This window comes from Aeromicrobium sp. Leaf350 (genome assembly GCF_916858655.1).
Classification (GTDB): Bacteria; Actinomycetota; Actinomycetes; order Propionibacteriales; family Nocardioidaceae; genus Aeromicrobium.
The window spans coordinates 262542-286988 of the sequence record NZ_CAKASL010000003.1; the positions used below are offsets into that span (position 1 = coordinate 262542).

Below are 24447 nucleotides of genomic sequence, written 5' to 3' on the forward strand. Positions count from 1 at the left end.
ACAATGGGACGCGATGTCCGAGATCCACGAACGCCAACGCACCCTCGACCTGGCCCTCCGAGTCGGCGAGATGCTGCTGTCCAACGGCGCCGGCGCAGCCGACGTCACCGCCACGATGTCGTCGATCACGCACCATCTGGGACTCCGTCAGACGCTGGTCGATGTCACCTTCACGACGCTCACGCTGAGCCACCAGTCGAGCATCGACGAGCCAGTGCTCGCGATGACGCGTCACGTGACGCACCGCGAGACCGACTTCGCCGACCTGACGGCGGTCGACTACGTCGTGAGCCGGCTCCTGGCCGACGAGATGACGCGCGAGGAGGCCGCGGCCGAGATGGCGCAGATCGCCTCGTCGGGGCACCCGCGCAAGCGGTGGGCGATCACGGCCGGCTCGGGCCTGACCGGCGCGGGGGTGGCGCTGCTGCTCGGCGGTGACTGGATCGTGCTGCTCATCGCGGCCGTCGCCGGATCCCTCATCGAGGTGCTGCAGCGCAAGATGGCGCGGATGCGGCTGCCGTTCTTCTACGCGCAGGTCGCCGGCGGCGTGCTCGCCACGACGTTCGCCGTGGTGCTGCGCGCGCTCCAGGTGCCGGTCGACCCGTCGATCGTGGTGACCGCGAGCATCATCATGCTGCTCGCGGGGCAGGGGTTCATCGGCGCGATCCAGGACGCCCTGACCGGCTTCTACATCACGGCCAACGCCCGCATCCTCGAGGTCATGATCGCGACCGCCGGCATCATCGTGGGGGTTGCGGCGGGCCTCAGCATCGGTGGTGCTCTGGGGGTCGACGTGCAGATCGAGCCGGGGGCCTCGGGCCTGTCCGACCTGCCTGCGATCACGATCGGCGCGGCGATCACGGCCGGCAGCTTCGCCTTCACGGCCTACTCGCCGAAGCGCGTGGTGCTGCCGGTCGCCCTGCTGGCGGCCCTCTCGTCAGGCGCGTACTTCGTGCTGCTGCAGCACGGCGTGGGCCGGGCGGCCTGCGCGGGCGTCGCGGCGATCGTCGTCGGCCTGATCAGCTACTGGGTGGCCGGCTGGGTCAAGGTGCCGCCGCTCGTGGTCATCACGGCGTGCATCATCCCGCTGCTGCCGGGCCTGTCGATCTACCGCGCGCTCTCGCTGCTGGCCGACGACGACGTCACGGGCGTCATCGCCCTCATCACCGCGGCTGCCGTGGCACTGGCGCTGTCGGCGGGCGCGATCCTCGGCGAGTACGTCGCCCAGCCGCTGCGCCGCGAGTCGCGCAAGCTCGAGCAGCGCCTCGCCGGCCCCCGCCTCGTCGGCCCCCTCCGTGCGAGGGCCCGCAAACGGTAGCGGCCGGCGGTTGAAGGGGGTGCCTCACTCCGCGGCGTCGCCCAGGGCGGTCTCGACGGCGCGCCAGAAGGTCGGGTACGCGTAGATGCTGTTGCGCAGCACCTCGACGGGCACCTCGGCGCGCACCGCGACGCCGAGGCCGGAGACGGACTCGCCGCCCGCGGGTCCGACGAACGTGGCGCCGACCAGCACGCCCCGAGCCGCGTCGACGACGACCTTGACCACGCCCTCGTTGCCGGGTCCGTGCACGAACCCGCGGCTGCTCTCGTTCAGAGGGGCGACGCCCGTGCGGACGTCGATGCCGCGGTCGCGCGCCTGCTTCTCGGTCAGGCCCACGCCGCCGACCTCGGGATCGGTGAAGGTCGAGCGCGGGAACGACTCGTCGTAGGGCGGCAGGTCCTCGCCGAGGATGTCGGAGCCGGCGCGCTGCGCCTGGTACATCGAGACGTGGGTGAAGGCGCCGCGGCCGACGACGTCGCCGATGGCCCACAGGCCGTCGTGGCCCGCGACGCGGAGCGCGTCGTCGACCTCGAGCGACCGGTCGGGCTCGAGGCCGATCGTGTCGAGGCCCAGGTCGTCGATGTTGGGGGTGCGGCCGGCGGCCACGAGCAGCTGGTCGACCTGCAGCGTCCCGTCGCCGTGGGTGATCGTGAAGGTGCCGCCGGTGTGCTCGACCTGCGTCACCTTCACGTCGGTCAGCACGGTGACGCCCTCGTTCGTGAGCACGTCGGTGATGACCTGCGAGGCCTCCGGCTCCTCGGGTGCGAGGATGCGCGGACCCGACTGCAGCACCGTGACTACCGAGCCGAAGCGGGCGAACGCCTGCGCGAGCTCCAGCCCGATGGGGCCGCCGCCGAGTACGGCGAGCGAACCGGGGAGGGTCTCGGTCTCGAGCGCCTCGCGGTTGGTCCAGTACGGGGTGCCGGCGAGGCCGCCGATCGGCGGGGCAGAGGGGCGCGTGCCCGGGTTCAGCACGACGCCGCGGCGGGCGCTGAAGCTCGGACGGCTGCCGTCCGTCGCCTCGACCTCGACGGTGCGCGCACCGGTGAGCCGGCCGTGGCCGCGCACGAGCGTGACACCGGCCTTCTCGAGCCGGTCGGCGGCGACGGTGTCGTCCCAGTCGTCGGTGGCCTCCTCGCGGATGCGCTTCGCGACGAGGGAGAAGTCGGGCTCGACCGTCGAGGTGCCGGCGACCTGCGGCACGCGCCGGGCCTCGGCCAGCGCGTTGGCGGCGCGGATGAACATCTTCGAGGGGATGCAGCCCCAGTACGGGCACTCACCGCCCACGAGGCGCGACTCCACCGCCACGACCTCGAGGCCGGCCTTCGCGAGGCGGGTCGCGAGGGCCTCGCCCCCTGGTCCGGTGCCGATCACGACGACGTCGCACGCGGTGGGGAAGGCCGAGGTGTCTGCGCTCATGGCTCCATCATGTCCCCGGTGTGGTGGGGCGCGCGCGGGAACGTGACGGGGGACCCCGGCCTGGTCTGGCCACCTGCCCGCGTGGAGGCTACTGTCCAGTAAGCACCTGCTTAGCCTGGCCTGGAGGTCACATGAAGCTTCGCCTGTCCGACGAGGACGCCCGCTTCCGCGACGAGATGCGGGAGTTCTTCACGACGCAGTTCCCCGAGCACATCCGCACGAAGGTCATCGAGCGCCACGAGCTGAGCAAGGAGGACATCGTCGAGTCGATGCAGGTCCTCAACGCCGCCGGGCTCGCGGTGCCCAGCTGGCCCGAGGAGTGGGGCGGCAAGAACTGGACGCAGCTCCAGCGCCACCTCTGGCACGAGGAGATGCAGCTTGCCGGCGTGCCGGTCCCGCTCGCGTTCAACGCCAGCATGATCGGCCCCGTGCTCATCGCCTTCGCCTCGCAGGAGATGAAGGAGCGCTTCCTGCCGAAGACCGCGAACCTCGACATCTGGTGGTCGCAGGGCTTCTCCGAGCCGGACGCCGGATCCGACCTCGCGTCGCTGCGCACCACGGCCGTCCGCGACGGCGACGAGTACGTCGTCAACGGCCAGAAGACGTGGACCACGCTCGGCCAGTACGGCGACTGGATCTTCACGCTCGTGCGCACCGATCCCGACGTCAAGAAGCAGGCCGGCATCTCGATGCTCCTGATCGACATGACGACGCCGGGCCTCACGGTCCGCCCGATCAAGCTGATCGACGGCGGCGTCGAGGTCAACGAGGTCTTCTTCGAGGACGTGCGCGTGCCGGCCGAGAACCTGGTCGGCGAGGAGAACAAGGGCTGGGGCTACGCCAAGTTCCTGCTCGGCAACGAGCGGGTCGGCGTCGCGCCGGTCGGCTCGACCAAGCGTCAGCTCGCCGAGGCCAAGGAGATCGCGGGCGACCGCCTCGCCTCGGACCCGGTCCTCGCGACGCGCGTCGCCGAGCTCGAGAACGAGCTGCTCGCCCTCGAGCTCACGGCCCTGCGGGTCGTGGCGCACTCGGCCGACGGCAAGCCGCACCCGGCGTCGTCGGTGCTCAAGCTGCGCGGCACGGAGCTGCAGCAGGCCGTGACCGAGCTCTACGTCGACCTGGCCGGGCCCTGGTCGCTCGCCTCGGGCGCGGGAGACGGCTCGTCCGCCCCCGACTGGGCGCGCGTCTCGACGCCGCAGTACCTGAACTACCGGAAGGCGTCGATCTACGGCGGCTCCAACGAGGTTCAGCGACAGATCATCGCCGGCACGATCCTGGGACTGTGAGGACGGAACATGGACTTCACCTATGACAGCGAGACCGTGGCGCTGCGCGACGCGGTGCGATCGCTCCTCGGCAAGGCCTACCCCTCCTCGGAGGACCGCCGCAGCGTCGTCGACGCCGAGCCCGGACTGGGCGACGGCGTCTGGGGACGCCTGGCGGAGCTCGGCGCCCTGGGCCTGCCCTTCTCGGAGGAGGACGGCGGCTCCGGTGCCGGACCCGTCGAGGTCTCGGTCCTGGCCGAGGAGGTCGGACGCGTGCTCGCGCCCGAGCCCTTCGTCGAGTCGGTCGTCCTCGGCGGTGGCCTCGTGGCCGCTGCGGGCACGGCCGAGCAGCGGGCCGACGTGCTGGGCCGCCTGTCGGCCGGCGAGACCCTGCTGATCCCGGCGCTGCTCGACTCCGGTCAGGCCGTCTCGGCCTCCGGCGAGGGCGACTCGGTGACGCTGACGGGCGCGAAGGAGCCGGTGCTCTTCGGGGCCCGGGCCGACGAGCTGGTCGTCAGCGCCGTGACCGACCGCGGCGTCGAGCTGTTCCTCGTCGCCGGTGACGCCGAGGGGCTGACCCGCACGGGCTACAGCACCTTCGACGGTGGGCGCGCTGCGCGCATCGAGCTCGACGGCACGCCTGCCGTGCGGCTCGGTGACCAGGGCGACCAATCGGCCGCGATCGACCAGGTGCTGGCGGCGGCGCGCATCGCGTACTGCCACGAGGCGCTCGGGGCGATGGAGGTCGCGCTCGCGCAGACCGTCGAGTACCTGAAGACGCGCAAGCAGTTCGGCGTCACGCTCAACACGTTCCAGGCGCTCACGTTCCGTGCGGCCGACCTGTACGTGTCGATGGAGCTCGCGCGCAGCACGGTCATGTGGGCCACGCTCGTGCTCGCCGACGCGCCCGAGCGGGCGGCCGAGGCGGCCTCGCGGGCCAAGGCGATCGTCAGCCGCACGAGCCGTCACATCGGCCAGGAGGCGATCCAGCTCCACGGCGGCATCGGCATGACGGCGGAGTACTCGGTGGGCCACTACACGAGCCGCCTCACGGCGCTCGACCACTGGCTGGGCGACGGTGCCGACCACCGCGCGGTCCTCGCCGCCGACGTCACCGACCACGGGGCCCTCGAGCCCCTCGCCTGACGCACCCGCCCTCGGGCGGTGAGTCAGCGTCTGTTTCCCACTCCGGAACGGACGCTGGCTCGCCGCCCGTTCGCATGTTCGGACGCTGGTTCACCGCCCGGGGCGGGTGCCGGGAAAGCAAGGACCCCTCGCGTACCCGACAGAGCACACTGACCCTTGCTGCCTTCCGGCCCTGGGGGAGTTGGGTGAGATGTCGCCACGCGAGGGGCTGCGAACACTGTACCGACCGGCCGGGTGCACACCAACCAGAGGGCGACCGGTAACCTCGTCCGCGGAGGATTCGCATAGTGGCCTAGTGCGCTCGCTTGGAAAGCGGGTTGAGTGAAAGCTCTCAGGGGTTCGAATCCCCTATCCTCCGCCAGAATTGCAGGGAAAATCGGGCCTCGCACCTACGCGGTACGGGGCCCGATTTCGCGTTTGGTCTCAGTTTTGGTCTCAGTTGATGCACGTTTGAGGCTGTTGGAGGTTGCTTCTGTTCGACGGTTGCGCCATCTAGGTCTCCAGGAATGGTCACAAGGGCGCGAACGAACTGGCGATGGAGATCGAGGGCGACGCTTGCTGGTGAGTTCAGTGGCTGAGCGGAGATCTCGAGACGACGCGAGGGATCCGGGGTTGAACTCGCGACCAGAGTGCACTCAAGGAGAGTTGGGGCGAAGCGACGTCAGCATCCGCGGCCAGCTCGGGCGGAAAGAGTGATGCATCCAACTTCCGGAGACGGGCTTCATCGAGGTATCGCCAACTCTGCGGTGGTTCGAGACCGAGAGTGCGAAGCTCGGAGAGCGAGAGCGTGTGGAGCGCACGACGAGGCGCGCTCAATATCAGCGCCGAGGCTTCCGTTGCACCCTCGAAGTACCCGTCGAACTCCGCACGGGTAAGCCCCGACACAGGGTGAAACCTTCTCCACACGTCGGCAGGTGAAGACGTGACGATGCCCTCGAGGCTGACGACGCCTTCAATCCTTCGGGACGTTCCCGAGGCATACAGCACGGCCGTTGATGGAACGGTCTTCGGCGGCTTGCGCCTGAGCTCCACGAGTTTTTCACCCGACAGGATTAGGTCGACGAAATGGGGGCGAATCGACATGAGCAACGCAGCGTGACCCAGAGCGGCGCTCGACTCAGCGGGCTCGGGCCAAGAACTGGCTGTCATCGAGGGCGCCCTTCCTGGTACACGGAGAAGAAGTTTGCTGCGCTGATCTTCCTTGGCGACGCTAACGGCTCGAGGTGACCGTTCTCATCGATAGCTCGCAGCCGACTCAGCGATACGGGCTCACGGAAGAACTCGGTGTCGCTGAAGAGTATCGCCTGCGCGCGCCCCTCCTTCGCGCGTCCTTCGATGACAGTGCGGTCTAGGACCCCCAACCGGCGGTACTTGCGGTGGAGTGTGCCTGGGTGGGCAAGCTCGACAGCATCGAGCCTTGACGAAGCGATGACGGCCTTTGGGTCGTTGCTGACGTACCAAAGCACCCGGCCCGGCGCCGACACAACTTTCGGCGCGGGGGACCGGTAGTAGACATGCTGCCGCGACAGGCCGAGTTCTGGGTCCCTGGCAAAAAGCGTCTGAGTGAGTCCGAACAGCTCCTGAGCTGGTGCCGGCCGGATCGGAATCATGAAGCACGGCAGGTCGGAATCGGTGACCTTCAGCGGCCAGAAGATTCGCTCAATCTCTGCAGCGATCACGCCCGCAGGCGAGGACCCAGCGAGGGTGCCGAAGGCTTCTCCGGTCAGGACCGCCTCTGAGATCTCCGACCATGTCCAACATCCGTCGATGACCCGGCAACTGAGACTGCCGTCCTCAGCTTCCGCGAAGCCCGAGTCGCGGAGTGCTGCACGAACCGGCGTCGTGATCGACGGGTCCGCGATCTGCACGAGCCGGAGTCCGTGATCCCTGGCTTCCTGCCGCAGCAGGTGGACCATCTGAATGGTCATCGTGCGGGCAATTCTCGGATCCACGGCGCGGATGAGACTGACCTCAAGCGCGTCGTCGCGACGCTCGGAGAAGAGGGAGCCCTGAATCTTCCCGTGGCGGTCGCGGAGCACTCTTCGCGACGCTGAACTACCTACGAGCGTGGCCGACCTCCGACATTGCTTGCGGAACTGCGACTTCGACTCGCCTGTCGAGTGGCTCATCAGATGGTGCAGGTCCGACTCGGATGAACTCGGCACAGATCCGATCGAGTATCCGGTGTCGAGGAGTTGACTGGGCGCGTAGTTCGCGGCGTCACTCAGCTCGTCAAGGTGGACGATCAGGTCCGAGGGTGTTGAAATCCAGAGTGGTTCAAGAGCGTCTGAACGCGAGAGAGCCTCGACCGCGGACTGATCCCTCGATACGAACGCGTCGGCGCCGCCCACCTTCGCTTCGGCGGCAAGCAACGAGTCGCTTCGCAAACTGGGGTCTTGCTCTGCGGCGCCGACGGACAAATTGGCGAGCACGAGCTCCCTCAACGCCCGTGCGGCGGAGGGGTCGGTAGGGAGAGATCGATAGTTGACGAGCGCGCCGAGCAACCGCTCGCGCTCTTGGCTGTTGGGGTGCTGATTCAGTTCTGCCCTCACGCCGCTCGTCACAACAAGCTCGATGCTCTCTTCAAGCCAGTCCGAGCGGAGGGCTCGTGATTCATTCGTCTCCAGGCGCTCGGATTCGTGGATGTCTCTGAACACGTTCGCGTCGATAGCTACGACCGTCCTAGCGTCGTCTACCTGCGATCCGAACAGATCTGGATGGCCGTGATCTCGCCACCAAGCCGTGACCAGATGACGTGCAGCACTGCGACCCGGCGCGTTCGATCGGGGCTCGAATCCCAATCCCGGCCATGCTGTATCGGCTGGCCAGTCTCGTCTGCAACGCACAGCGATCCCAGTCCGATCGCTGAAGGTGGACGACAGGTGCTCGACCAGCATCAGTGCGACGCGCTGCCGGCGGACATCCGGTTCGATGCACAGTTGCGCGAGACGTACGCGGTTCGAGGGCAGATCGAAAATGGCGTACCCCACGACAGCGCGACGTTGTTCTGCGACGAGAATCCGTCCTCGGTCGGCGTAATCCCCCATCGCGCCGTAGGGGAGTATCCCCAGCCATTGCTTGTTCTTGTCGCTGAGATCGCGAACTGCTGGCATCGCGGGGTCCGACTGAGACCTCAGGAAGCGCAGTTTCACCGCGCTGCGATCTCCAGTCACACGCACATGCTTGCACCGTTGAGGCTCAGAACGACTTGAAACCTCGGGAGCAACCTCGGTCCAGCGCGCTAGTGCGATCCAGTTGGCGGAAACAGAAGTCCACCGACCCGGTCTGCGACCTCGCGCCTGATCGGGTCGGTGACGTGCTGGTACCGCGCGGCCATCGAGGTGCTGGACCAGCCCATGATCGACATAACGGTCCGTTCCGGGACGCCGAGGACAAGCAGCACGGTGGCGGCGGTGTGGCGAGCGTCGTGCAGCCGGACGTGGCGAACGCCTGCTGACTTCAGCAGGTCGCGCCAAGCGACGTAGTCGGAGTTGAGGTTGATCGGTCCGCCGGTGTGGGTGGCGAAGACCCAGTCCTCCTCGGTCCAGAGTGATGCGGCATGTCGACGCTCGGCGGCCTGCGCCTCGCGGTGTTGCTCGAGGAGGTCCACCAGCGCCGTGGGCAGACCGATGACGCGCTGACCAGCTGAGGACTTCGTCGGTCCAAGCACTCCGTTGCTGCGTCGGGCTTGCGGGCACCGACCCGGGGTCTTGCCGCACGTGCCCTCGCAGCCGTGTTCGTAGACGGGGCGAAGTCGCGTCGCGCGCACGCGAAGCGAGCGCGTCTCGAGGTCGATGTCCGACCACCTGAGCGCGAGCGCTTCTCCCTGTCGGAGTCCGAGTGCGAGTGCGACCGCCCACCGCGTGCCGTTCCGAACCTCCCTCGCTTCGGCGAGGATCAACTGCACTTCCTCGAGCGTCAGGGGCTCGACCTGTTCGACATGGACCCTGGGTGCGCGAGCCAGAGTCGCCACGTTTCGCACGACGTGGTTGCGCCGTTCCGCTTCGCCAAGAGCGGTGCGGACGGTGCGATGGGCTTGGTGCGCGGTGGCCGGTCGAGCACCACGATCGATCATCCGGGCGTATGCCGACTCGAGGTGTTCGGGTGTCAGGCGATCAAGTCGCTGGGCGCCGATGACGGGGATCAGGTGCTTCACCACCGCAGTCCGATACGCCTGGTAGCTGGAGTGGCGAAGGCTCGGCCGGACGATGGATTCGAGCCAATAGAGCAGCCAGGTCTCTACCGTCCATTTCGATCCGACTGCCGGTGTGCGTGCTGCGTCGCGAAGCTTCTCCAACTTGCGGACCTTCGTCACCACGGCGGACTTGGTCTTGCCCGTGACGTGCCGTCGGTCCGGTGATCCGTCGCCTTTCACGCCCACGCTGACTCGTCCGTGCCAGCGGCCGTCATTGCCGAGGTAGACCGTCGAGGCTGCGTTCGGATTGCGCCCCGTCACGTCAGGTCTCCGGCTGAGCGGTCCCGCGGAGGCGCTCGACGAACTCCTCCAAGCAGGCCATGGGTATGCGTCGAAGCCGCCCGACCTGGACCGACTCGACCTCTCCTGTGCCGATCAGTTTGAACATCGACGTGCGTGCGATGCCCAACATCTCTGCGGCTTGCTCGACGCTCAAAAGCAGCGGCACCAATGGCTGTCCGGCGGCTGGTTCATTCATGGTTCGCCTCGCTTCGTGACTGACCTCGGGTTCCTACTACAAGGCCCAAATGGGGCCGTCGGTGATCACGTTGGTTCACATTGGTTCGCATCGCGGCAGCTGAATCTCGGTCGGTGGATAACTTCGGAACCGCGCAGCCTGTGGATGAGGGCAGGTCAGCACCGAGGACCCGTCAGCGCGATGGACCCCGAGGGTGCGAGCGGTCGGGGCGATATTCAGGTGTGGCCACGGGGCGAGGCAACGGCGCATAGGTGCGGTCTCTCTGGGGCGGTGCGGCGAGCCGCGTGATCCGGGAGTGGAGTGCGGCGGTGGCGTGATCGTCGGGCAGATCACCCTCGGCGGCCGCAGTCGTGAGAAGGCCACGGCTGTCGCGGCCAGAGCCCGCGAGCACCGCGAGCTCGTTGGCGAGAGCGACGGTATGCGCGTCGTACCGCCCGACGATGTCGACGATCGGACCGATCCAGGTCTTGGCATCGCGACCGGCTCCGTTGACGACAAGCCGGTCGAGGGTGCTCTGATGGGCTCGTTCGACGAAGTCCGTTCGTGGTGGGCCGGTGACCTGAGAGGGATCGGTGATGCCGTGGGCGGCACGCCAGACGTCGACCTCGGCAACGGTGTGACGGTCAAGCGGTGCCCCGGCGGGGGCCCACACGGCGGCTTCGGGCTCGTCGACCGCGGCCTGCCAAACGACGTGTCGCAGGTCCGCGACCTGGTCCTGGCGTTCGCGGAGGTACGGCCCCCAAGTCGGGTCTTGGGCCACCTGTGAGGGGATGCGCGGGAGCCAGCGAAGGGGCCCACCACGGATGGGCTCAATCTCGTGCAGCACTCGTCCCATGGCGTCGGCTGGGCTGTCCGCTCCGGAGAGGATCGAGGGCCGGGCGAGCATCTCGAGCAGGTCTTTGCCGTTGCTGCCATCGGCTTCGCGAAGTTGGATCTCGGCGAGCAGTGACGCCCACGACTTCTCTTCGGTGATGCCCGGGACGCAGTTCTCGGCGTGCTGAGCCAGTTCCGCGGCGCGTCCGGGTGGGGCAGCTTGCACTGATCCGGCGTGGACTGCGTCGGCGTACCGGATGACCGCGGTGTGTAGGCGGGCCTCGTCGCTGGATGCGAGCCGCGCGGTCTCGCTCGCGGTGAGGGTGGTGTCGTCGCGGCGGATCATGGCCTCGAGGACCTCGGTCGCTGTGGTCGTTTCGAGGCTGTCGGCGTGGACGACCTGGTGCGGGTCGCCGTCGGGGGCGATGGCCAGGTGGAGGTGGTTGGCGTGCCGGCCTCGACTCAGCATCGTGTAGAGGAGCTGACGCGATTCATCGCCGGTCGCGATGCCGTGCATGGTGTCGGCGGTGACCCCCTGGGCGGTGTGGACGGTGGTCGCGTAGCCGAGGTCGACATGCTCGGCGACGTAGGACTTCGGTAGGTCAACGTGCAGACCGCTGTCGGTGTGGCGCGCTCGGATGCCGGCGTCGCTGATGCCGGTGATGGTCCAGCGGTCGCCGTTCTTCACCCAGTCCGACTCGCTCGTGGCGAGGCGTCGATCGTTGCGGCGGGTCAGGATCGTGTCGCCGACCGAGGCGTGGTTTTCGTCGGCCAGGGGCACCTCGACTGCCGGTCGAGTACCGGCGAGGCGGTCGACTCGTGCTTGTTCGTTGAGGGTGGAGACCAGGGCGCGGGTGGGGGCGATCATGATCGAGTCCAGACCCGCGGCCCGGTCGGCCGACCATGCGTGGAGTGCGTCGTCGGCGCAGGTCGTGGCGTCGCCGAGGTGGATGCGATTGGTGTCGAAGTAGAACCCGAGGGCGGCGGTGTCGCCTTCGCGGAGCTGGAGGGTCGCGGCTGTTTCGGCGGGGTCGGAGAACCGCATCACCTCGTCCAGACGCACGGCCCCGTGGGTGGCGGCGATGTCGCGGAGGACTCCGCCGGCGCCGACGGCGGAGAGTTGTCGGTCGTCGCCGATCAGACGAACCAGTGCTCCGCGGTCGATCGCGTGGGTGATCGCGGCATCCAGGCTGAGGGTGTCCGCCATGCCAGCTTCGTCGATGACCACCAGTGTCCGGAGCCCGATCGAAGCCCTGAGTTCCTCGCCGGATGCATGGGTGAGCTTGGCGAGGGTGTCGGACCTGATGCCGGTCTCGGCCTGCAGCTTCGCGGCCGCCGACGCCGACGGGGCGAACCCGATGACGTCACCACCATCGGCAGCCCAGGTGTGCGCGAGGACGCGCATGGCGGTCGTCTTGCCGGCGCCGGCGGCGGCGATGGCGACCTGGAGACGGGCACCACTCGTGGCCATCTGCGAGACCAGATCGACCTGGCCGGGGTTGAGTGTGGTGCCGTTCGCGGCCGCCTCGACCACCGCCGCTCGCACCGTCTCGGGTGCCACTGTGCGGCCGCCGGTCATGGCGGCGGCGTCGCCGATGCGCGCTTCGGCGGCCAAGATCCCCGGGCTCGTGTAGAGATCGTGTCCGGTGTGCCGGTAGACGCGAGTGCCGTCCGAACGTCGCAGGATGTCCGGGTCATCGATGGAGTCAAGGTCCGGCGTCAGCGCGACTGATAGGTGGGCGACGACGGCATTGACGAGGTCGTCGACGACGCGCTCGATGTGTAGGGCCGGGCAGTCAGCAGCCCGGACCTGCCGTTGGGCTTCGGCTCTCACGTGGGTCGGTTTCCACGTGGCGCGTCGTGATTCCAGCTCGGCGATCGTGCGGTGCGCAGCGTCGGTGAACCATTGCTGCGTGACCCGATTCCCGGGTGAGATCGGCGACGTCAACGCCGCGTCGACCATGGTGTCGATGGCGCGTTCTGACCCCAGAACGTCGATGGCTTCGCCCCGCCAGGTGGTTCGCTGCTCGGCGAATGATCGGGGTTCGTGCTTGGCGGTGCGGGTCTCGAGGTTCGCCTGCTGTGCCAGGGCGATCGCTTCGGCCTGCGTCGGTGGACGGCCGTGGTCGCGCTGGAACTGAGCCGACAATTCGCCTTGGCGCGACACGATGTCGCGACGGCGCTTCGACCACGCCGCATTCAACTCCGGGTCAACGCCCGCGACCTCACGGATCGGGCGACCGCAGCTGGTGTCAGGTCGCTCTTCGAATCGCAGGCCGAGGTCCGCGACGAGGTGCCGTTCGAGAGCGGTGTTGTAGGTCTCCGAGACCGCGACAACCGACTCGTAGAGCACCCGACCATAGATTGACAACCACTTGCCGTCCCTGGTCTGGACCTTGTTCGCGACCGCCACATGCGTATGCAGATCCGGATCGCCAGCGCGCGAATCACGGTGCGTGAACGCCGCCGCGATCAGTCCGCGAGTCTCTACCTGGCGTGCACCTTGCTTGCCCTCGCGAGTGAACAACGCCTCCCGCTCCAACAGCTTGAGTGCGTCCGCGACCGCCTTATCGTGTGCCTGCTCGATCGCCTCAGCGACCTCACGCGGCGCGATCGCCCACAAGGTGGAGACTGACTTCACCGGCGAGAACGTCAGGTCGAATCCCGACACTGCTGCCCGTGACGGACGACTGAATCGCTTCAGCGCGGCGTCGAGCTCCCGCTGATTCGCCGGCTCTCGGGCGTGCTGCGCGACGAACATCTCCCGCGCGACATCGGTCATCGCCCGCGACCGCAGAACCCTCTTGTCGGCTACGTCGAGGCCCGGATCAGCGAGCAGTTGCTGCAGCTTCTCCTTGACCCGCCGGTCGAACTCAGCGCCGGTTTCGTCGGTCAGCACCGCGAACCGTCGGCCTAACGGAATCTCGGTGATGGGATCGCATCCGTGCCCGAAGAGCCGCAACATCTGCTCGGCAGTGACGACGTCCCCCGACTCGATACCTCCGATACCGGCCAGACCAGAACCCATCCACCGACCCGACGCCTCCCCCTTCGCCGAGTAGTAGTCCGCGAGCTGCGAACGCCCCAACTCGGTCGAATCCTGCACGGCAACCTGACGGGTCAGGTAGTCGTACCCCGACCCGGCCGAGAGCTTGTGCAGAGAAACCGTCACACCCCCCAAGGCCCGAAAGTGCCTCTCGGTGATCACCCGAACGCTGAGTGAAAGAGGTGTGTTGAGTTTGAGGGATGGTCGGGCTGGGCTCGGGAGAGTGGTGTGGTTCTAGCGTGCTGACGTGGTGCTGACCTGGTGCGGCGAGGGGCCGTGAGTGGTCGGTGCCTGATTCGCGGTCGAGGTGGTGACGCGCTGAGCCGTGCGAACTCCGAAGTGGACAGAAGTGAGGCTCTGTTGCGTCGTTGACAAAAACGAAGAAATGTCACAGCATGGCGTGGGCGTGATGATGCCCGGTCGGTTGGGTGTCGTCACCGTCAGAAGTCAAGTCATGTCGGCGCTGCTCGTCCTCTCGAAGGTACGACGTTCGGCGAGCAAACGACGTCGATCGAGATCGCGGCGAAAGGACATCCGGTGACGAGCCTCCCGTCGTGGTTGAAGGTCGGCGTCGCGCCTGTTCGTCGACACGACGTAGGTGGCGACGACCTGGATCGGGTCGGGCGCTCGATGGTCCGTGCCGCCGGGGCACAGAGCAGCGTGGAACTCTGATGAGTCAGCCGCCGGAAGCCTTTCTCGGAGCCACGGAGTTTCTCGACATCGAGCACGAGGCTGTCCGCGAGTTCACGGCAACGGCAGTTGGTAGTGCGAGCACCGAACGAGAGAAGTCGGCTCGCTTGTTCACGGCGGTCCGCGATCAGATTTGGTACGACCCCTACTCGGCGTCGGAAGACCCTGCTCACTACCGAGCGAGCTTCGTCCTAGAAGCGGGGCGTGCCTACTGCGTTCCCAAGGCGGTGCTTCTGACTGCAGTGTGCCGGGCCGCCGGGATCCCGGCTCGGCTCGGCTTCGCCGACGTCCGCAATCATCTGCAGACTGATTCACTGCGCAGCCTCATGAGCGGGTCGGACTTGTTCGTTTACCACGGCTACAGCTCGCTCTTCATCGACGGTAAATGGGTGAAGGCGACGCCCGCGTTCAACTCCGAGCTGTGTGCTCGATTCGGCGTTCCCCCGGTCGAGTTCGATGGCGAGCACGACGCGCTGATGCACGCCTTCACCGCTGACGGAACTCAGCACATGGAGTACGTCCGGGACCGGGGTGTCTTCGACGACTTGCCGCTAGCCGAGATCCTGACGGAGCTTCGGCGTTCCTATGGGTCGCTATTGGTCACCTCCGTGGCGTCGGTCGCGGACGAGTTCACTGAAGGTCCTGCCACCAGCGCATCCTCCGGTGGCAGCTCTCATCCGCTCGACTCGCCGGCGGATCGCCGATGAAAACGACCGCCGTGGGCTCGCTCGTTGCGAGGGTCCCGGCCGCCCCACTCGGTCCTGCCCAGTCCTCAGATCACCGCGTACGTATGAGGCGCGCTGCGCCTCATACGTACGCCGGCTGAGGCTCCTGCTTCAACCCTTCCGTACCGAGACCCGCCAGAGGACGTCATATGCCAGACACCACGCTCATTCAGGACTACCCCCACCAGATGGGGGGCCACTGTGGCTCTGGGGCCCTTCGCGACCTGCTGCACTGGAACGGCTTGGGATGGGAGGGTCCGCCGCGTGAGGGTCTGGTCTTCGCGCTCGGTGGAGCCCTGGGGTTGTCGTACGTGCGATCTAGCGGTCTGATGCCTCCGGTCTACTTGGTGGGTCGAGGCTCGGACTTCGAGATCGACCTCCCGGTGCGCCTCGGAGGGAAGGTCAAAGTCCTGACGACAGACGATCCCGACGAAGGGTGGACGTGGGTCCGCGACGAGGTCGATGCAGGCCGTCCCAGCCTTGTCTGGGGTGACATTGCCGAGCTCCCGTACCTGCGGGTCAAGCTCCAGATGAGCCGTCACGACATCGTGGTGATTGGCTACGACGAGGAGCAGGGCGTGGCCTATGTCGTGGACAACGACCGCGCCGGCGTTCAAGAAGTCCCCCTCGACGCCCTGGCGCGCGCGCGGTCATCGAAGTCCTTCCCGGAGCCAACGCGCCACTGCACGTACCGGATCACTTGGCCCGATGATCTCCCGGACCTCTCGACGGTGGCGTCCGAGGCGTTCCAGCAGTCCGCATCGCGGATGAGCCACCCGTCGGGTCCGGGGATCATCGATCTCGCGGCGGCAGGCCACGGCGCCGAAGGCCTCGCCGGGGTGGCGCTGCTGGCCTCCGATGTGCAGACCTGGGTCGACCTCCCGACCGACGAGCTCGAGGTGCTGCTGTTCAGCCTGAGCGCGTTTGTCGAGAAGGCCGGGACCGGGGGCGGACTGTTCCGCCGGTTGCTCGCCGATGGATGCGAGGACGTCGCCCGATTGACCGGAGACGGGGCAACCGCTGACCTTGCGGAAGCTGCACTCCGATGCGCGCAGGCGTGGACGCAGACTGCGCGCGCTGGAGTGCAGCGCGACGTCGACACCCGAGCTCGCGCCGAGGCGGTCGCCGAGGCAGCCAGCGCCTTGCCCGACCTCGAGGCGAAGGTGGTCGAGTCACTGGAAGCGGCCGCCGAATCCCTGGCGGCAGCGGATCGTTGAGTGTTGAGGTGACAGGCGAGATGGACGTGCAGCGACCTGGTGGCAACGACCCGACCCTGAGTAGCGACGCTGAGATCCGACGAGCGGACGCGGTGCTCTTCGCGCAGTGGACATCCCACCTCGCAGCTCAGGAGGCCGCGGCTATCGGCCAGACGCTGCCTCCTCATTCGCAGGAATGCGTCGGGTGCGGACCAGCCAATCCTGCAGGTCTCGGCCTGCAGGTGGTACGCACCGCGGACGGGGTTGAGGCGGTCCACAGCTTCTCTGACGCGCACGTCGGTGCACCTGGCATCGCCCACGGAGGCGCTGTCGCGCTCGCTTTCGACGACCTGTTCGGCTTCACCCTCTACACCGTCGGCGCGCTCGCAGTCACCCGCAGCATCACCGTCGAGTACCGGGCCCCGTTCCGTCTCCACCGCCCGTACACCTTCCGCGCGCAGTTGCGAGAACAAGACGGTCGGCGGCTTCTCCTCGACGCTGAGGCATGGGACGACGCTGGACGGAGCGCGGGCTCGGCCACAGCCACTTTCGTCGTAGTGGGTGCTGGACATTTCGTCCCAGGCACGAAGTCGACTCCGGGCGTCGAGGGCTGACGGCGGGCGAGCTGTGGTGACCAGGCCGTGGAGAGGGAGAACGATGCCGCGGTGGGGCGCGGCGTGGTGGACCGCGTTCCTGGTCTGCAAACCCGTGTTGCTGATCGTGCGTCGCCGCGACTGGCGAGGTCTCGACGGCATCCCGCGGCATGGAGGCGCGCTGCTCGCCGTCAATCACGTCTCGGAAGTTGATCCGCTGCTCGTCGCCGAAGCCGTGCTTGCCACGGGTCGGACGCCGGCCTTCCTGGCCAAGAGCAGCTTGTTCGGCAGCGGAATTGTGGGCTGGTGGTTCCGGGCTGCCGGCCACGTCGAGGTGGACCGCGACCGTGGTCGTGGGGGATTCGATGCGGCCCTGCAAGCACTCCGCAGCGGAGCTCTTGTCGTCGTGTACCCGGAAGGGTCCATCACCAAGAACAGTGACGGTCGTCTGATGGAGCTGAAGTCGGGAGCCGTGCGACTTGCGCTGGAGTCAGGTGTTCCGCTCATCCCGGTGGCGCAGCTCGGAGCCCAGGAGATCCTCCCGGCGTACAGCCGTCGTCCGCGGCTTCTCAAGCGTCCCGTGGTCACGATCGACGTCGGTCGACCTCTAGGGCTGGACGACCTCCGCGGGCGCGGATCGGATCCGGATGCCGTCCAAGTCGGGACGCGTCGCTTGGCAGACATCCTGGCCACCATGATCGAGGATCTGGCAGGAGACCGGAGCCTCGTGTGAGGCCGTTCGACGTACTTCAGGACGCCGAGGCGTCCGCCCACCACTTCAACCGACGGACTGGCCGACGAGTTCCTCCCGCAGCACGGGTGTCCGCTGGGTGATGACTCGCTTGCTGAACATGAAGTCGCGCGGCCGGTTGACGCAGTCGGCAGCAATGAGTTCGCCGTCGCGCAGATAGAAGCAGGTGAAGTCTCGGTCGCGAGCTGGGTCGCCGCTCAGGATGACCTCGTCGTACCCGGTGTTGAGGCCGGCGATCTGGAGCTTGAGGTCGTACTGGTCCGACCAGAACCATGGCAATGCGGCGATCTCCTTGGGCTTGTCGCACATCGATGCTGCGGCGACCTTGGCCTGCTCGCTCGCGCTCGACACCGACTCGAGCCGAATTCGTCGGCCGTAGCGGGCGATGTCGTGGCTGGCGCAGTCGCCGGCAGCCACGATATTGGGGTCGCTGGTGCGTGCGTGCGAGTCGATCAGGATGCCGTTGTCCACGACGAGGCCCGCTGCTGCAGCCAGCTCGACGTTCGGTTCGACGCCGATGCCGACGATGACGATGTCGGCGGAGATGTTCTCACCGGATGCGAGGACCACCTTGCGAACCTGGGCGTCGCCGGTGAGTGCCTGGACGAGGGCACCGGTCCGCACGACGACCCCCTCCTCCCGGTGGATCCGATCGAAGAACGCCGAGACCTCAGGTGCAGTGACGCGTTCAAGGACCCGTTCGGTCGCCTCCAGGACGGTCACGTCCAGGCCTAGCGCCCGAAGCGAGGCGGCCGTCTCGAGTCCGATGTAGCCGCCACCGACGATCACGGCGCGACGCGCGGTGGCGGCGGCTTCGCGGATGAGTTCGACGTCGGCTGCCGTGCGCAGGTAGAAAACTCCGGCCAGGTCGGCTCCTGGTGCCGGAAGTCGACGGGCGCGAGCGCCCAGGCACAGCGCGAGCTTGTCGTAGCGCAGGGACTCTCTATTGCTCAACGCGAGCTGCCCCGCCGGGCGGTCGATCGCGTCGACCGTGACGTCCTGGAGCTGGATGTCCTGCTTGGCGTAGAACTCGGCGCTGCGGATTGCCAAGTCCTCGAGTGTGTTCTTGCCCGCGAGGTAGGCCTTCGAAAGAGGAGGGCGTTGGTAGGGCAGCGCTGACTCGTTGCCGATGAGGATGATCTCCCCGTCCCACTTCTCCTGGCGCAGGCTGGCCGCGAGCTGTGCTCCAGCGTGGCTCGCTCCGACGATCACAGCTCGCGACTTGGTCATGCGTTGGTCTTCGGCGTGAGCTGCACCATCAGCTTGCTGATGCCCCGCACGAAGTTCGACTGGACGTACTCCGGTTCGCCGACGACCTCGATGTTCTCGAATCGCGGCAGCAGCTCTTCCCAGAGGATCTTCAGCTGCAGCTCGGCCAGCCGGTTACCCATGCACCGGTGGACGCCGAAACCGAACGAGATGTGGTTGCGCGCATTTGCCCGGTCGATGATCAGGTCATCGGCGCGGTCGAACAGCGCCTCGTCGCGGTTGCCGGAGGCGTACCACATGACGACCTTGTCGCCCTTGCGGATGAACTGGCCGTTGAGCACGACATCCTTCTTGGCGACACGGCGCATGTAGGCGAGCGGGGTCTGCCAGCGAATGATCTCCGAGACCATGTTGGGAATCAGGTCGGGATTTGCCTTCAGCTTCTCGAACTGGTCGGGGAAGCGGTTCAGGGCCAGCACGCCGCCGCTCATCGAATTCCGGGTCGTGTCGTTTCCGCCGACGATCAGCAGCGTCAAATTGCCGATGAACTCCATGGGCCGATCGATCAGGTCCTTGGTGTCCTCGTTGCTCTGCAGCATGGTGATCAGGTCGAAGCCGGGCGCCTCGCCGGCGGCAGTCCTTGCGGCTTTGTCGCGCCAGAGGGCGCTCAGACCGAGCGCCGCATCGCGCATGCCGCGGAACACCTTGTCATTGTCGGAGGGGCCACCGTTGGCCTGCTCCATCGAGGACGCCAGGTCCGACCACTCGACCAGCTTGTGGCGTTGCTCGTACGGAAAGTCCAGCAGCGTGGCGAGCATCCGCGCGGTGAGCTCCACCGAGACATTGCTGACCCAGTCGAACGGCTTGTCCACGGGTAGGTCGTCGAGGACCTCTTGGACGCGTGAACGGATGAGTCCTTCCATCTCACGCAGATTCTTGGGGGCGACGACGCCTTGGACAGCGGCTCGCTGGAGGTCGTGTCGCGGCGGGTCCATCGCGATGAACATCTCGACGTCGAGGAATCGCGGCGGAGTGCCGATGATGATGAACGGCTCGGCGGAGAAGGCCTCGTGGTTCTTGTCGACGGCCACGATGTCGGCGTGGCGCGTAACGGACCAGAACGGTCCGAATGGGCTGTTCGCCTGGTAGTGGACCGGGGCTTCCCTGCGCAGACGCTCGAAGTAGGAGAGCCAGCGACCCTGGCGGTACATGAACGGGTTGCTGACGTCGATGTCGGTCAGCTCCACGTCCTCCACGGGCGGGATCGGCTCCTCGACGAACATCTTCTGACCGTTGGTTCCCGTTACCCAGCGGCGGGTCTTGTCGTAGAGGTGCGCACCCTGGATCTGCCGGTCAACCGGGATGGTCGACTGGACCTTGGTGGTGATGGCTTCTGAGATCTTCATGGCGTGGCTTCCGTCTCTCTCGTCGTCACAGCTGGAATTCGGGCAGTTCGACGGTCAAGCCGTCCCACGAGGCGCAGACCGCCATCTGGCACGCGAGCCGCGAGGTCGGCTGCCGCTCGGGGTTCATCGCGAGCATCTCTTCCTCTTCCGCTCCGGACAGGCCGACCTGCTCGGACCACTGCGGGTCGACGACCACGTGGCAAGTCCCGCAGGCAGCCTCGCCACCACAGTCCCCGTCGATACCGGGGATCGCCTCGTTGACCGCGACCTGCATCAACGACCGTCCCTCCTCAAGGGGGGCTTCGTACTTCTCGCCGTCGTGCGACACGAAGGTGACAACTGCCATGTGGGTCTCCTGAAGAACTGTCCCGCGCGTGATGAACTTCATACGAGTGTTGCCGGGTTGGATATCGGTGGCTATGGTCGCCGGAGTCAATTACTTGTGATTTCGGCTCACGGAGAGGCGGTTTCGTGATCATGGTCGAGCCTTGCGTTCCGCCACTCGCCTTTGTGCAACTGCTCGCGAGCCAGGCGCTCGAGCCGGACGCCGTCGCGCGGTTCCGTCGTGTCATGACTCGCGAGGGAGTCAGCGAGTCGACCATGGTCGAGCGTGACGTCCAGGCACCTCTGCGCTGGTTCAGGGAGGTGTACCCGGCGTTGGACTCCGCTCAGGCGACTCATCTCGGGCGGGCGTGCGCAGCGCAGGCGCAGCTGACCACCTTCGGGCCACTGAGCCTGCCGCTGGTCAGTGCCGGCTCGGTCGCGGAGATCGTGGAGCTGCTGACCTACTTGCCGTTGATCTCGACCGCGCTCAGTCCTCAGCTGCATCACTCCGATCACGGTCTGACGGTCGGTTTCACCGGCCACATGGGTGATCCGGACCTGGATCGGTTGGTGATCACCTACTGCGGATCGGCACTCGTGCGTCTGCTGAAGCTGCTCGTAGGTGACATGTCGACCGTCACCCTGCATCTGGCATGGTCGGCGCCCCCCGGCCTGGCCGATGATTCGGATGTGGTGAGCGGTCAGCTGGCCTTCGATGCCCCGATCTCATTCCTCCGGGTACCTGCTGAGACCCTCAGCGAGGTGTGTCGGTTCTCGGATCCGATCGCCTATCGGCACGCGATCGCCGAGCTGGAGAAGGCTCTCGAGCGCCGCAATGGGCCGCTGTCGTTCTCGCGAACCGTGAGGCTTCTGGTGGATGAAGGCGACGTCCTGAGAAGCAGCCAATCGGTCGCCGATGAGCTGTCGATGTCGGCCAGCACCCTCAAGCGACGACTCGCTGATGAGGGCACCACATTCCGTGAGCTGCGCGAGACTTCGTTGCGAGAGCGCGCGGTGCTGCGTCTGCTCGAACGAACGGCGACGGTGAGCGAGATTGCCAGCGACCTTGGATACGGCGATCTCACGAACTTCTCGCACGCGTTCAAGCGATGGACCGGACAGTCTCCGAGCCAGTTCCAACGCGAGCGGGGAGTGCGGTGACGCGAGCGCTCTCCCAGGTGCGCCGAATCAGCGGACGGTGACGGCGGGGTCGACTCCCCGGGCCCCGTCGGCGGTCTCGGATCGACGCAGTCCGAGGTACCGAAGTGCCACCTCGGAGATCTGCTGGCCGGTGGCCTCGGCATCTGCCCCCGGAAGGGCCAGGTGGCTGACGGCGAGTCGGACAAGGGCGTCCGTCGCGTTCTGGACGTCGGTGACGTCCAGTTGGGGGAACTGCTGGTGCATCCACGCCGCCAGGGCCTCGCTCGCGACGTCGAGCAGACGTCCGGAGGTCGTGATGAGAGGAAGCATGCCCTTGCGGGCGTCGAGGACGTCGGTCTTCAGCGCCGGATCGCGGTGCGAGACGAGGACTGCACGCAACAAGGGACTTCTCTCCGCCTCGGCCAAGGTGTAATGCACCGCCGCCTGAATCCCGCCCGCGGCGTCGGTTGAGTAATGGGCCAGTACGTCCTTGATGCCGGCTAAGAACCGGTCGGCCTCGTGGAGGACCAGGGCTTCGCCAAGGGCCTGCTTGTCACCGAACTCCTTGTAGAGCATGGCGCGCGGGGCGCCGATCAGGATCGCGATGTGACCCACCCGGACCTTGTCCCAGCCCTTCTCGACCGTCTCGGCGTAAGCCGCCTCCAACACACGCCTCCGCAGGTGAGCTCTGTAGGACTCCCGGAGCGGCGTGGCCATGGACAAATTCTAGGTGATTGTCGCGACGGTGACAGTGACTTGGGCGGAGCCAGCCGTCCCTGGGCGCCGACGTCGCCCGGGCGACAGTCGCGCCCGGCCACCCCAGTGAGGCGATCGTCCAACCTCGCGAGCTCCAGGATCGATGTATGTGCGCACTGCTGGGGTCTCGGCCTCGGCGGCTCAGCCGCAGGTAGCCGGTTCGGTTGCTCTGCGGGAGGAGGCGGCAAATGCGACGATCCCCGTGGTGGGCCCACGGTTCGCCGGAAGGGTCTGCAATGTCGAATCACATGCCGACGCTTGCCAGACACGAGCGCATCAGTCTTGTCGAACTTCTGCAGAACCTGACTCGGGACGAGTGGGACCGTCCGTCCCTCTGTGCGTCGACGTCGTTGGTGGGGCGCACGACGCCGATGCCGTGGTGGATCGTGTGGAGCTATGTCATCAGTCCGCCGACCAAGGTCCAGCTCCCGGCCGGGAGGGCGTGTGCCAGTTCCGCGACAGCGGGCCACGGAGTCGGCCATCCGCCGGGTGGGGCGGCGACCTCGATAGTCGGGCGGGCGGCGCTCATCGGTACGCCTCCAGCGAGTCGGCCAGCACACGACGGCCGACACCGCGAAGACGTGGGTCCGTGCTCGTGGCCGCATCCAGGGCCGCGACGACGGAGGTGTCGACCAGGGCGCGGACCTGCTCGAAGTCGAAGCCGGTAACCCGCAGCGTGACCGGCCCGGTCGGGTCGGCGCGCAGGCTGAGATCCCGAGAGATCCTGTCGAGGTCGCTGGCGGCGAGGTAGCCGTCGATGGTGGCGTCGACGGCGTCGGTGAGGCCGAGTGCCCGGGTGTTGGAGAGGGCGACGACCTCGCGAAGCCGGGGGAGTGCCGCGCGGTGTGCCTCAAAGGTGCGAACCTGAGCGCGGTCGCGGGTCCGGGTCAGGAGATCGTCGACCTCAGTGAGCTCGCGAAGGCTCTGCCGCAGGCGCGAGGCCTGAGTCGCGCCGAGCCAGTCGGCATCCTGACCGGCGAGCATCGCGACGGCCCCCCACGCGGTGTGCTCAGCCCAGGCTCGAGTGCGGCCCATACGCTGCGACTGGAGGTAACGATCGACCGAGCCCCGGTCGACCAGTCCTCGCGCGACGCGATCGATGGCGCCGGTGTCCGCGAGTCGCCGGGCGTGACGAGCCGACACCCCGAGGGCGTTCGCTGTCTCCTCGATGGTGAGGAACTCCCGACTAGTCACAACAGATAATGTCCCATGCCGGACTCAAGCTGTAAATCAACGGTCTGACGCCCGCGAGGTTCCGGCTCCGCGGCGCGAACCTGCCGAAATTGGCGCTGGCGCGGTTGGAATGCGGGTTGAGTGCAAGCTCTCAGGGGTTCGAATCCCCTATCCTCCGCCGCAATCGGGGCTCGCAGCGTTCGTCGCTGCGGGCCCCGGTGCCGTTTGAGCGCAATGATTCGGGGAGGGACGAGCGACGGAGTCCTCTATCCTCCGCCATGAGGCGCTTGTTCCAACCACGTGAGGTTTCACCTCCGGGGATCGGGAGTAAGCGGCTCAAGGTCAGCGCAGCGCCTCGGGACACGGTCACATCGTGATCGCCCACCGTGGCGCTGTTTGCATGTGCGGCACGTGACATCGCGCGCCGATGCGCTTGGTCGGCTCCGAGGACCGCGTCGAACGGCGGGCGAACCTCGGCGTCGTGGATGCCGTCCTCATCGAGGAAGAGCCGTTTGAAGTTGGCGTCATTGAGGCTGCTACGCGCTGCGTCGTTCGCCTGTCGGTAGATCGCGCCGACATCTGCGAGTAGCGCCAGGCATTCCTCGAGTAGCTCAGCACCGGTAGCGAGTGCCTTGCCTGCGTGGTTGCGCTCGGCTTCGACTCGCTCCCGATCTTCACGTAGCTGGTTGATCCGCTGCCGGATCTTGTGCTGCGGGAGACCTTGCTCGGCGAGATCCAGAAGTCGTTCCTCGCGCTTGTCGAGATCGATGACTCGCTTCGTCAGCACGGTTTCGAGCTCGCGGA

The 24447-nt window shown here is 67.0% G+C and carries 19 protein-coding genes, 1 tRNA gene and 1 other RNA gene; 9 read left to right on the forward strand and 12 right to left on the reverse strand.

Features of this window, described 5'->3' with window-relative positions:
* The first annotated feature begins 13 nt into the window (after positions 1 to 13).
* Positions 14 to 1318, forward strand: a complete 1305-nt coding sequence (locus LO931_RS14890; RefSeq protein ID WP_229054630.1) for a threonine/serine exporter ThrE family protein — start codon at positions 14 to 16, stop codon at positions 1316 to 1318.
* 24 nt (positions 1319 to 1342) lie between these two features.
* On the opposite strand, the gene LO931_RS14895 is transcribed toward LO931_RS14890, so the two are convergent.
* A complete protein-coding gene (locus LO931_RS14895; protein WP_229054631.1) occupies positions 1343 to 2737 on the reverse strand; it encodes an NAD(P)/FAD-dependent oxidoreductase in 1395 nt (464 codons plus the stop codon).
* 131 nt (positions 2738 to 2868) lie between these two features.
* Between LO931_RS14895 and LO931_RS14900 the strand changes: the two genes are divergently transcribed.
* Positions 2869 to 4023, forward strand: a complete 1155-nt coding sequence (locus LO931_RS14900) for an acyl-CoA dehydrogenase family protein (RefSeq protein ID WP_229054632.1) — start codon at positions 2869 to 2871, stop codon at positions 4021 to 4023.
* 9 nt (positions 4024 to 4032) lie between these two features.
* Positions 4033 to 5148, forward strand: coding sequence for an acyl-CoA dehydrogenase family protein (locus LO931_RS14905; RefSeq protein WP_229054633.1), 1116 nt, complete (start codon positions 4033 to 4035; stop codon positions 5146 to 5148).
* 116 nt (positions 5149 to 5264) lie between these two features.
* Here LO931_RS14905 and ffs read toward each other — a convergent pair.
* An RNA gene (ffs, locus tag LO931_RS14910) (signal recognition particle sRNA small type) lies at positions 5265 to 5361 on the reverse strand.
* A gap of 60 nt (positions 5362 to 5421) precedes the next feature.
* On the opposite strand from ffs, the gene LO931_RS14915 reads away from it, so the two are divergent.
* Positions 5422 to 5509, forward strand: a tRNA-Ser gene (locus LO931_RS14915).
* A 784-nt stretch (positions 5510 to 6293) separates the two neighbouring features.
* Here the strand turns inward: LO931_RS14915 and LO931_RS14920 are convergent.
* From LO931_RS14920 to mobF, 4 genes are all read right to left on the reverse strand, one after another.
* Complete coding sequence (locus LO931_RS14920; protein ID WP_229054634.1) at positions 6294 to 8321, reverse strand: GNAT family N-acetyltransferase; 2028 nt, start codon at positions 8319 to 8321, stop codon at positions 6294 to 6296.
* A 68-nt stretch (positions 8322 to 8389) separates the two neighbouring features.
* Positions 8390 to 9604, reverse strand: a complete 1215-nt coding sequence (locus LO931_RS14925) for a tyrosine-type recombinase/integrase (protein WP_229054635.1) — start codon at positions 9602 to 9604, stop codon at positions 8390 to 8392.
* Position 9605: 1 nt separating this feature from the next.
* On the reverse strand, positions 9606 to 9821 hold the full coding sequence (locus LO931_RS14930; RefSeq protein WP_229054636.1) for a helix-turn-helix domain-containing protein: 216 nt from the start codon (positions 9819 to 9821) through the stop codon (positions 9606 to 9608).
* A gap of 172 nt (positions 9822 to 9993) precedes the next feature.
* Positions 9994 to 13842: a MobF family relaxase gene (gene mobF, locus LO931_RS14935; RefSeq protein ID WP_229054637.1), complete on the reverse strand. Its 3849-nt coding sequence runs from the start codon at positions 13840 to 13842 to the stop codon at positions 9994 to 9996.
* A 509-nt stretch (positions 13843 to 14351) separates the two neighbouring features.
* Here mobF and LO931_RS14940 point away from each other — a divergent pair.
* The 4 genes from LO931_RS14940 (at position 14352) to LO931_RS14955 (ending at position 17617) form a co-directional block, all read left to right on the forward strand.
* Positions 14352 to 15077 (forward strand): transglutaminase family protein, encoded by a 726-nt coding sequence (locus tag LO931_RS14940; RefSeq protein WP_229054638.1) that lies wholly within the window; start codon positions 14352 to 14354, stop codon positions 15075 to 15077.
* 167 nt (positions 15078 to 15244) lie between these two features.
* Complete coding sequence (locus LO931_RS14945) at positions 15245 to 16312, forward strand: BtrH N-terminal domain-containing protein (protein WP_229054639.1); 1068 nt, start codon at positions 15245 to 15247, stop codon at positions 16310 to 16312.
* Between the two features lie 8 nt (positions 16313 to 16320).
* On the forward strand, positions 16321 to 16905 hold the full coding sequence (locus tag LO931_RS14950) for a PaaI family thioesterase (protein WP_229054640.1): 585 nt from the start codon (positions 16321 to 16323) through the stop codon (positions 16903 to 16905).
* Between the two features lie 43 nt (positions 16906 to 16948).
* Complete coding sequence (locus LO931_RS14955) at positions 16949 to 17617, forward strand: 1-acyl-sn-glycerol-3-phosphate acyltransferase (RefSeq protein ID WP_229054641.1); 669 nt, start codon at positions 16949 to 16951, stop codon at positions 17615 to 17617.
* 45 nt (positions 17618 to 17662) lie between these two features.
* Here the strand turns inward: LO931_RS14955 and LO931_RS14960 are convergent, their stop codons facing one another.
* The 3 genes from LO931_RS14960 to LO931_RS14970 are packed head-to-tail and all read right to left on the reverse strand — an operon-like array spanning position 17663 to position 20596.
* Positions 17663 to 18865: an NAD(P)/FAD-dependent oxidoreductase gene (locus LO931_RS14960; RefSeq protein WP_229054642.1), complete on the reverse strand. Its 1203-nt coding sequence runs from the start codon at positions 18863 to 18865 to the stop codon at positions 17663 to 17665.
* Positions 18862 to 20250 (reverse strand): cytochrome P450, encoded by a 1389-nt coding sequence (locus LO931_RS14965; protein WP_229054643.1) that lies wholly within the window; start codon positions 20248 to 20250, stop codon positions 18862 to 18864. The genes LO931_RS14960 and LO931_RS14965 overlap by 4 nt, the downstream gene beginning before the upstream one ends.
* A 25-nt stretch (positions 20251 to 20275) precedes the next feature.
* The gene (locus LO931_RS14970) at positions 20276 to 20596 is read right to left on the reverse strand and encodes a 2Fe-2S iron-sulfur cluster-binding protein (RefSeq protein ID WP_229054644.1); all 321 of its coding nucleotides are present in this window, start codon (positions 20594 to 20596) and stop codon (positions 20276 to 20278) included.
* Between the two features lie 131 nt (positions 20597 to 20727).
* On the opposite strand from LO931_RS14970, the gene LO931_RS14975 reads away from it, so the two are divergent.
* Positions 20728 to 21735: an AraC family transcriptional regulator gene (locus tag LO931_RS14975; RefSeq protein WP_229055151.1), complete on the forward strand. Its 1008-nt coding sequence runs from the start codon at positions 20728 to 20730 to the stop codon at positions 21733 to 21735.
* A gap of 27 nt (positions 21736 to 21762) precedes the next feature.
* On the opposite strand, the gene LO931_RS14980 is transcribed toward LO931_RS14975, so the two are convergent.
* The 3 genes from LO931_RS14980 to LO931_RS14990 form a co-directional block, all read right to left on the reverse strand.
* Entirely contained in the window at positions 21763 to 22431 is a 669-nt protein-coding gene (locus tag LO931_RS14980) for a TetR/AcrR family transcriptional regulator (protein WP_229054645.1), read from the reverse strand.
* Between the two features lie 564 nt (positions 22432 to 22995).
* Positions 22996 to 23505, reverse strand: coding sequence for a hypothetical protein (locus LO931_RS14985; RefSeq protein ID WP_229054646.1), 510 nt, complete (start codon positions 23503 to 23505; stop codon positions 22996 to 22998).
* A 289-nt stretch (positions 23506 to 23794) separates the two neighbouring features.
* Positions 23795 to 24430, reverse strand: a complete 636-nt coding sequence (locus LO931_RS14990) for a hypothetical protein (RefSeq protein ID WP_229054647.1) — start codon at positions 24428 to 24430, stop codon at positions 23795 to 23797.
* Between the last annotated feature and the right edge of the window lie 17 nt (positions 24431 to 24447).

Bases quoted from the DNA above. Each gene is read 5' to 3' on its own strand.
- LO931_RS14890 (WP_229054630.1), top strand. From the start codon at position 14: ATGTCCGAGATCCACGAACGCCAACGCACCCTCGACCTGGCCCTCCGA.
- LO931_RS14895 (WP_229054631.1), bottom strand. From the start codon at position 2,737: ATGAGCGCAGACACCTCGGCCTTCCCCACCGCGTGCGACGTCGTCGTG.
- LO931_RS14900 (WP_229054632.1), top strand. From the start codon at position 2,869: ATGAAGCTTCGCCTGTCCGACGAGGACGCCCGCTTCCGCGACGAGATG.
- LO931_RS14905 (WP_229054633.1), top strand. From the start codon at position 4,033: ATGGACTTCACCTATGACAGCGAGACCGTGGCGCTGCGCGACGCGGTG.
- LO931_RS14930 (WP_229054636.1), bottom strand. From the start codon at position 9,821: ATGAATGAACCAGCCGCCGGACAGCCATTGGTGCCGCTGCTTTTGAGC.
- LO931_RS14940 (WP_229054638.1), top strand. From the start codon at position 14,352: ATGAGTCAGCCGCCGGAAGCCTTTCTCGGAGCCACGGAGTTTCTCGAC.
- LO931_RS14945 (WP_229054639.1), top strand. From the start codon at position 15,245: ATGCCAGACACCACGCTCATTCAGGACTACCCCCACCAGATGGGGGGC.
- LO931_RS14955 (WP_229054641.1), top strand. From the start codon at position 16,949: ATGCCGCGGTGGGGCGCGGCGTGGTGGACCGCGTTCCTGGTCTGCAAA.
- LO931_RS14960 (WP_229054642.1), bottom strand. From the start codon at position 18,865: ATGACCAAGTCGCGAGCTGTGATCGTCGGAGCGAGCCACGCTGGAGCA.
- LO931_RS14965 (WP_229054643.1), bottom strand. From the start codon at position 20,250: ATGAAGATCTCAGAAGCCATCACCACCAAGGTCCAGTCGACCATCCCG.
- LO931_RS14970 (WP_229054644.1), bottom strand. From the start codon at position 20,596: ATGGCAGTTGTCACCTTCGTGTCGCACGACGGCGAGAAGTACGAAGCC.
- LO931_RS14975 (WP_229055151.1), top strand. From the start codon at position 20,728: ATGGTCGAGCCTTGCGTTCCGCCACTCGCCTTTGTGCAACTGCTCGCG.
- LO931_RS14980 (WP_229054645.1), bottom strand. From the start codon at position 22,431: ATGGCCACGCCGCTCCGGGAGTCCTACAGAGCTCACCTGCGGAGGCGT.
- LO931_RS14985 (WP_229054646.1), bottom strand. From the start codon at position 23,505: ATGGGCCGCACTCGAGCCTGGGCTGAGCACACCGCGTGGGGGGCCGTC.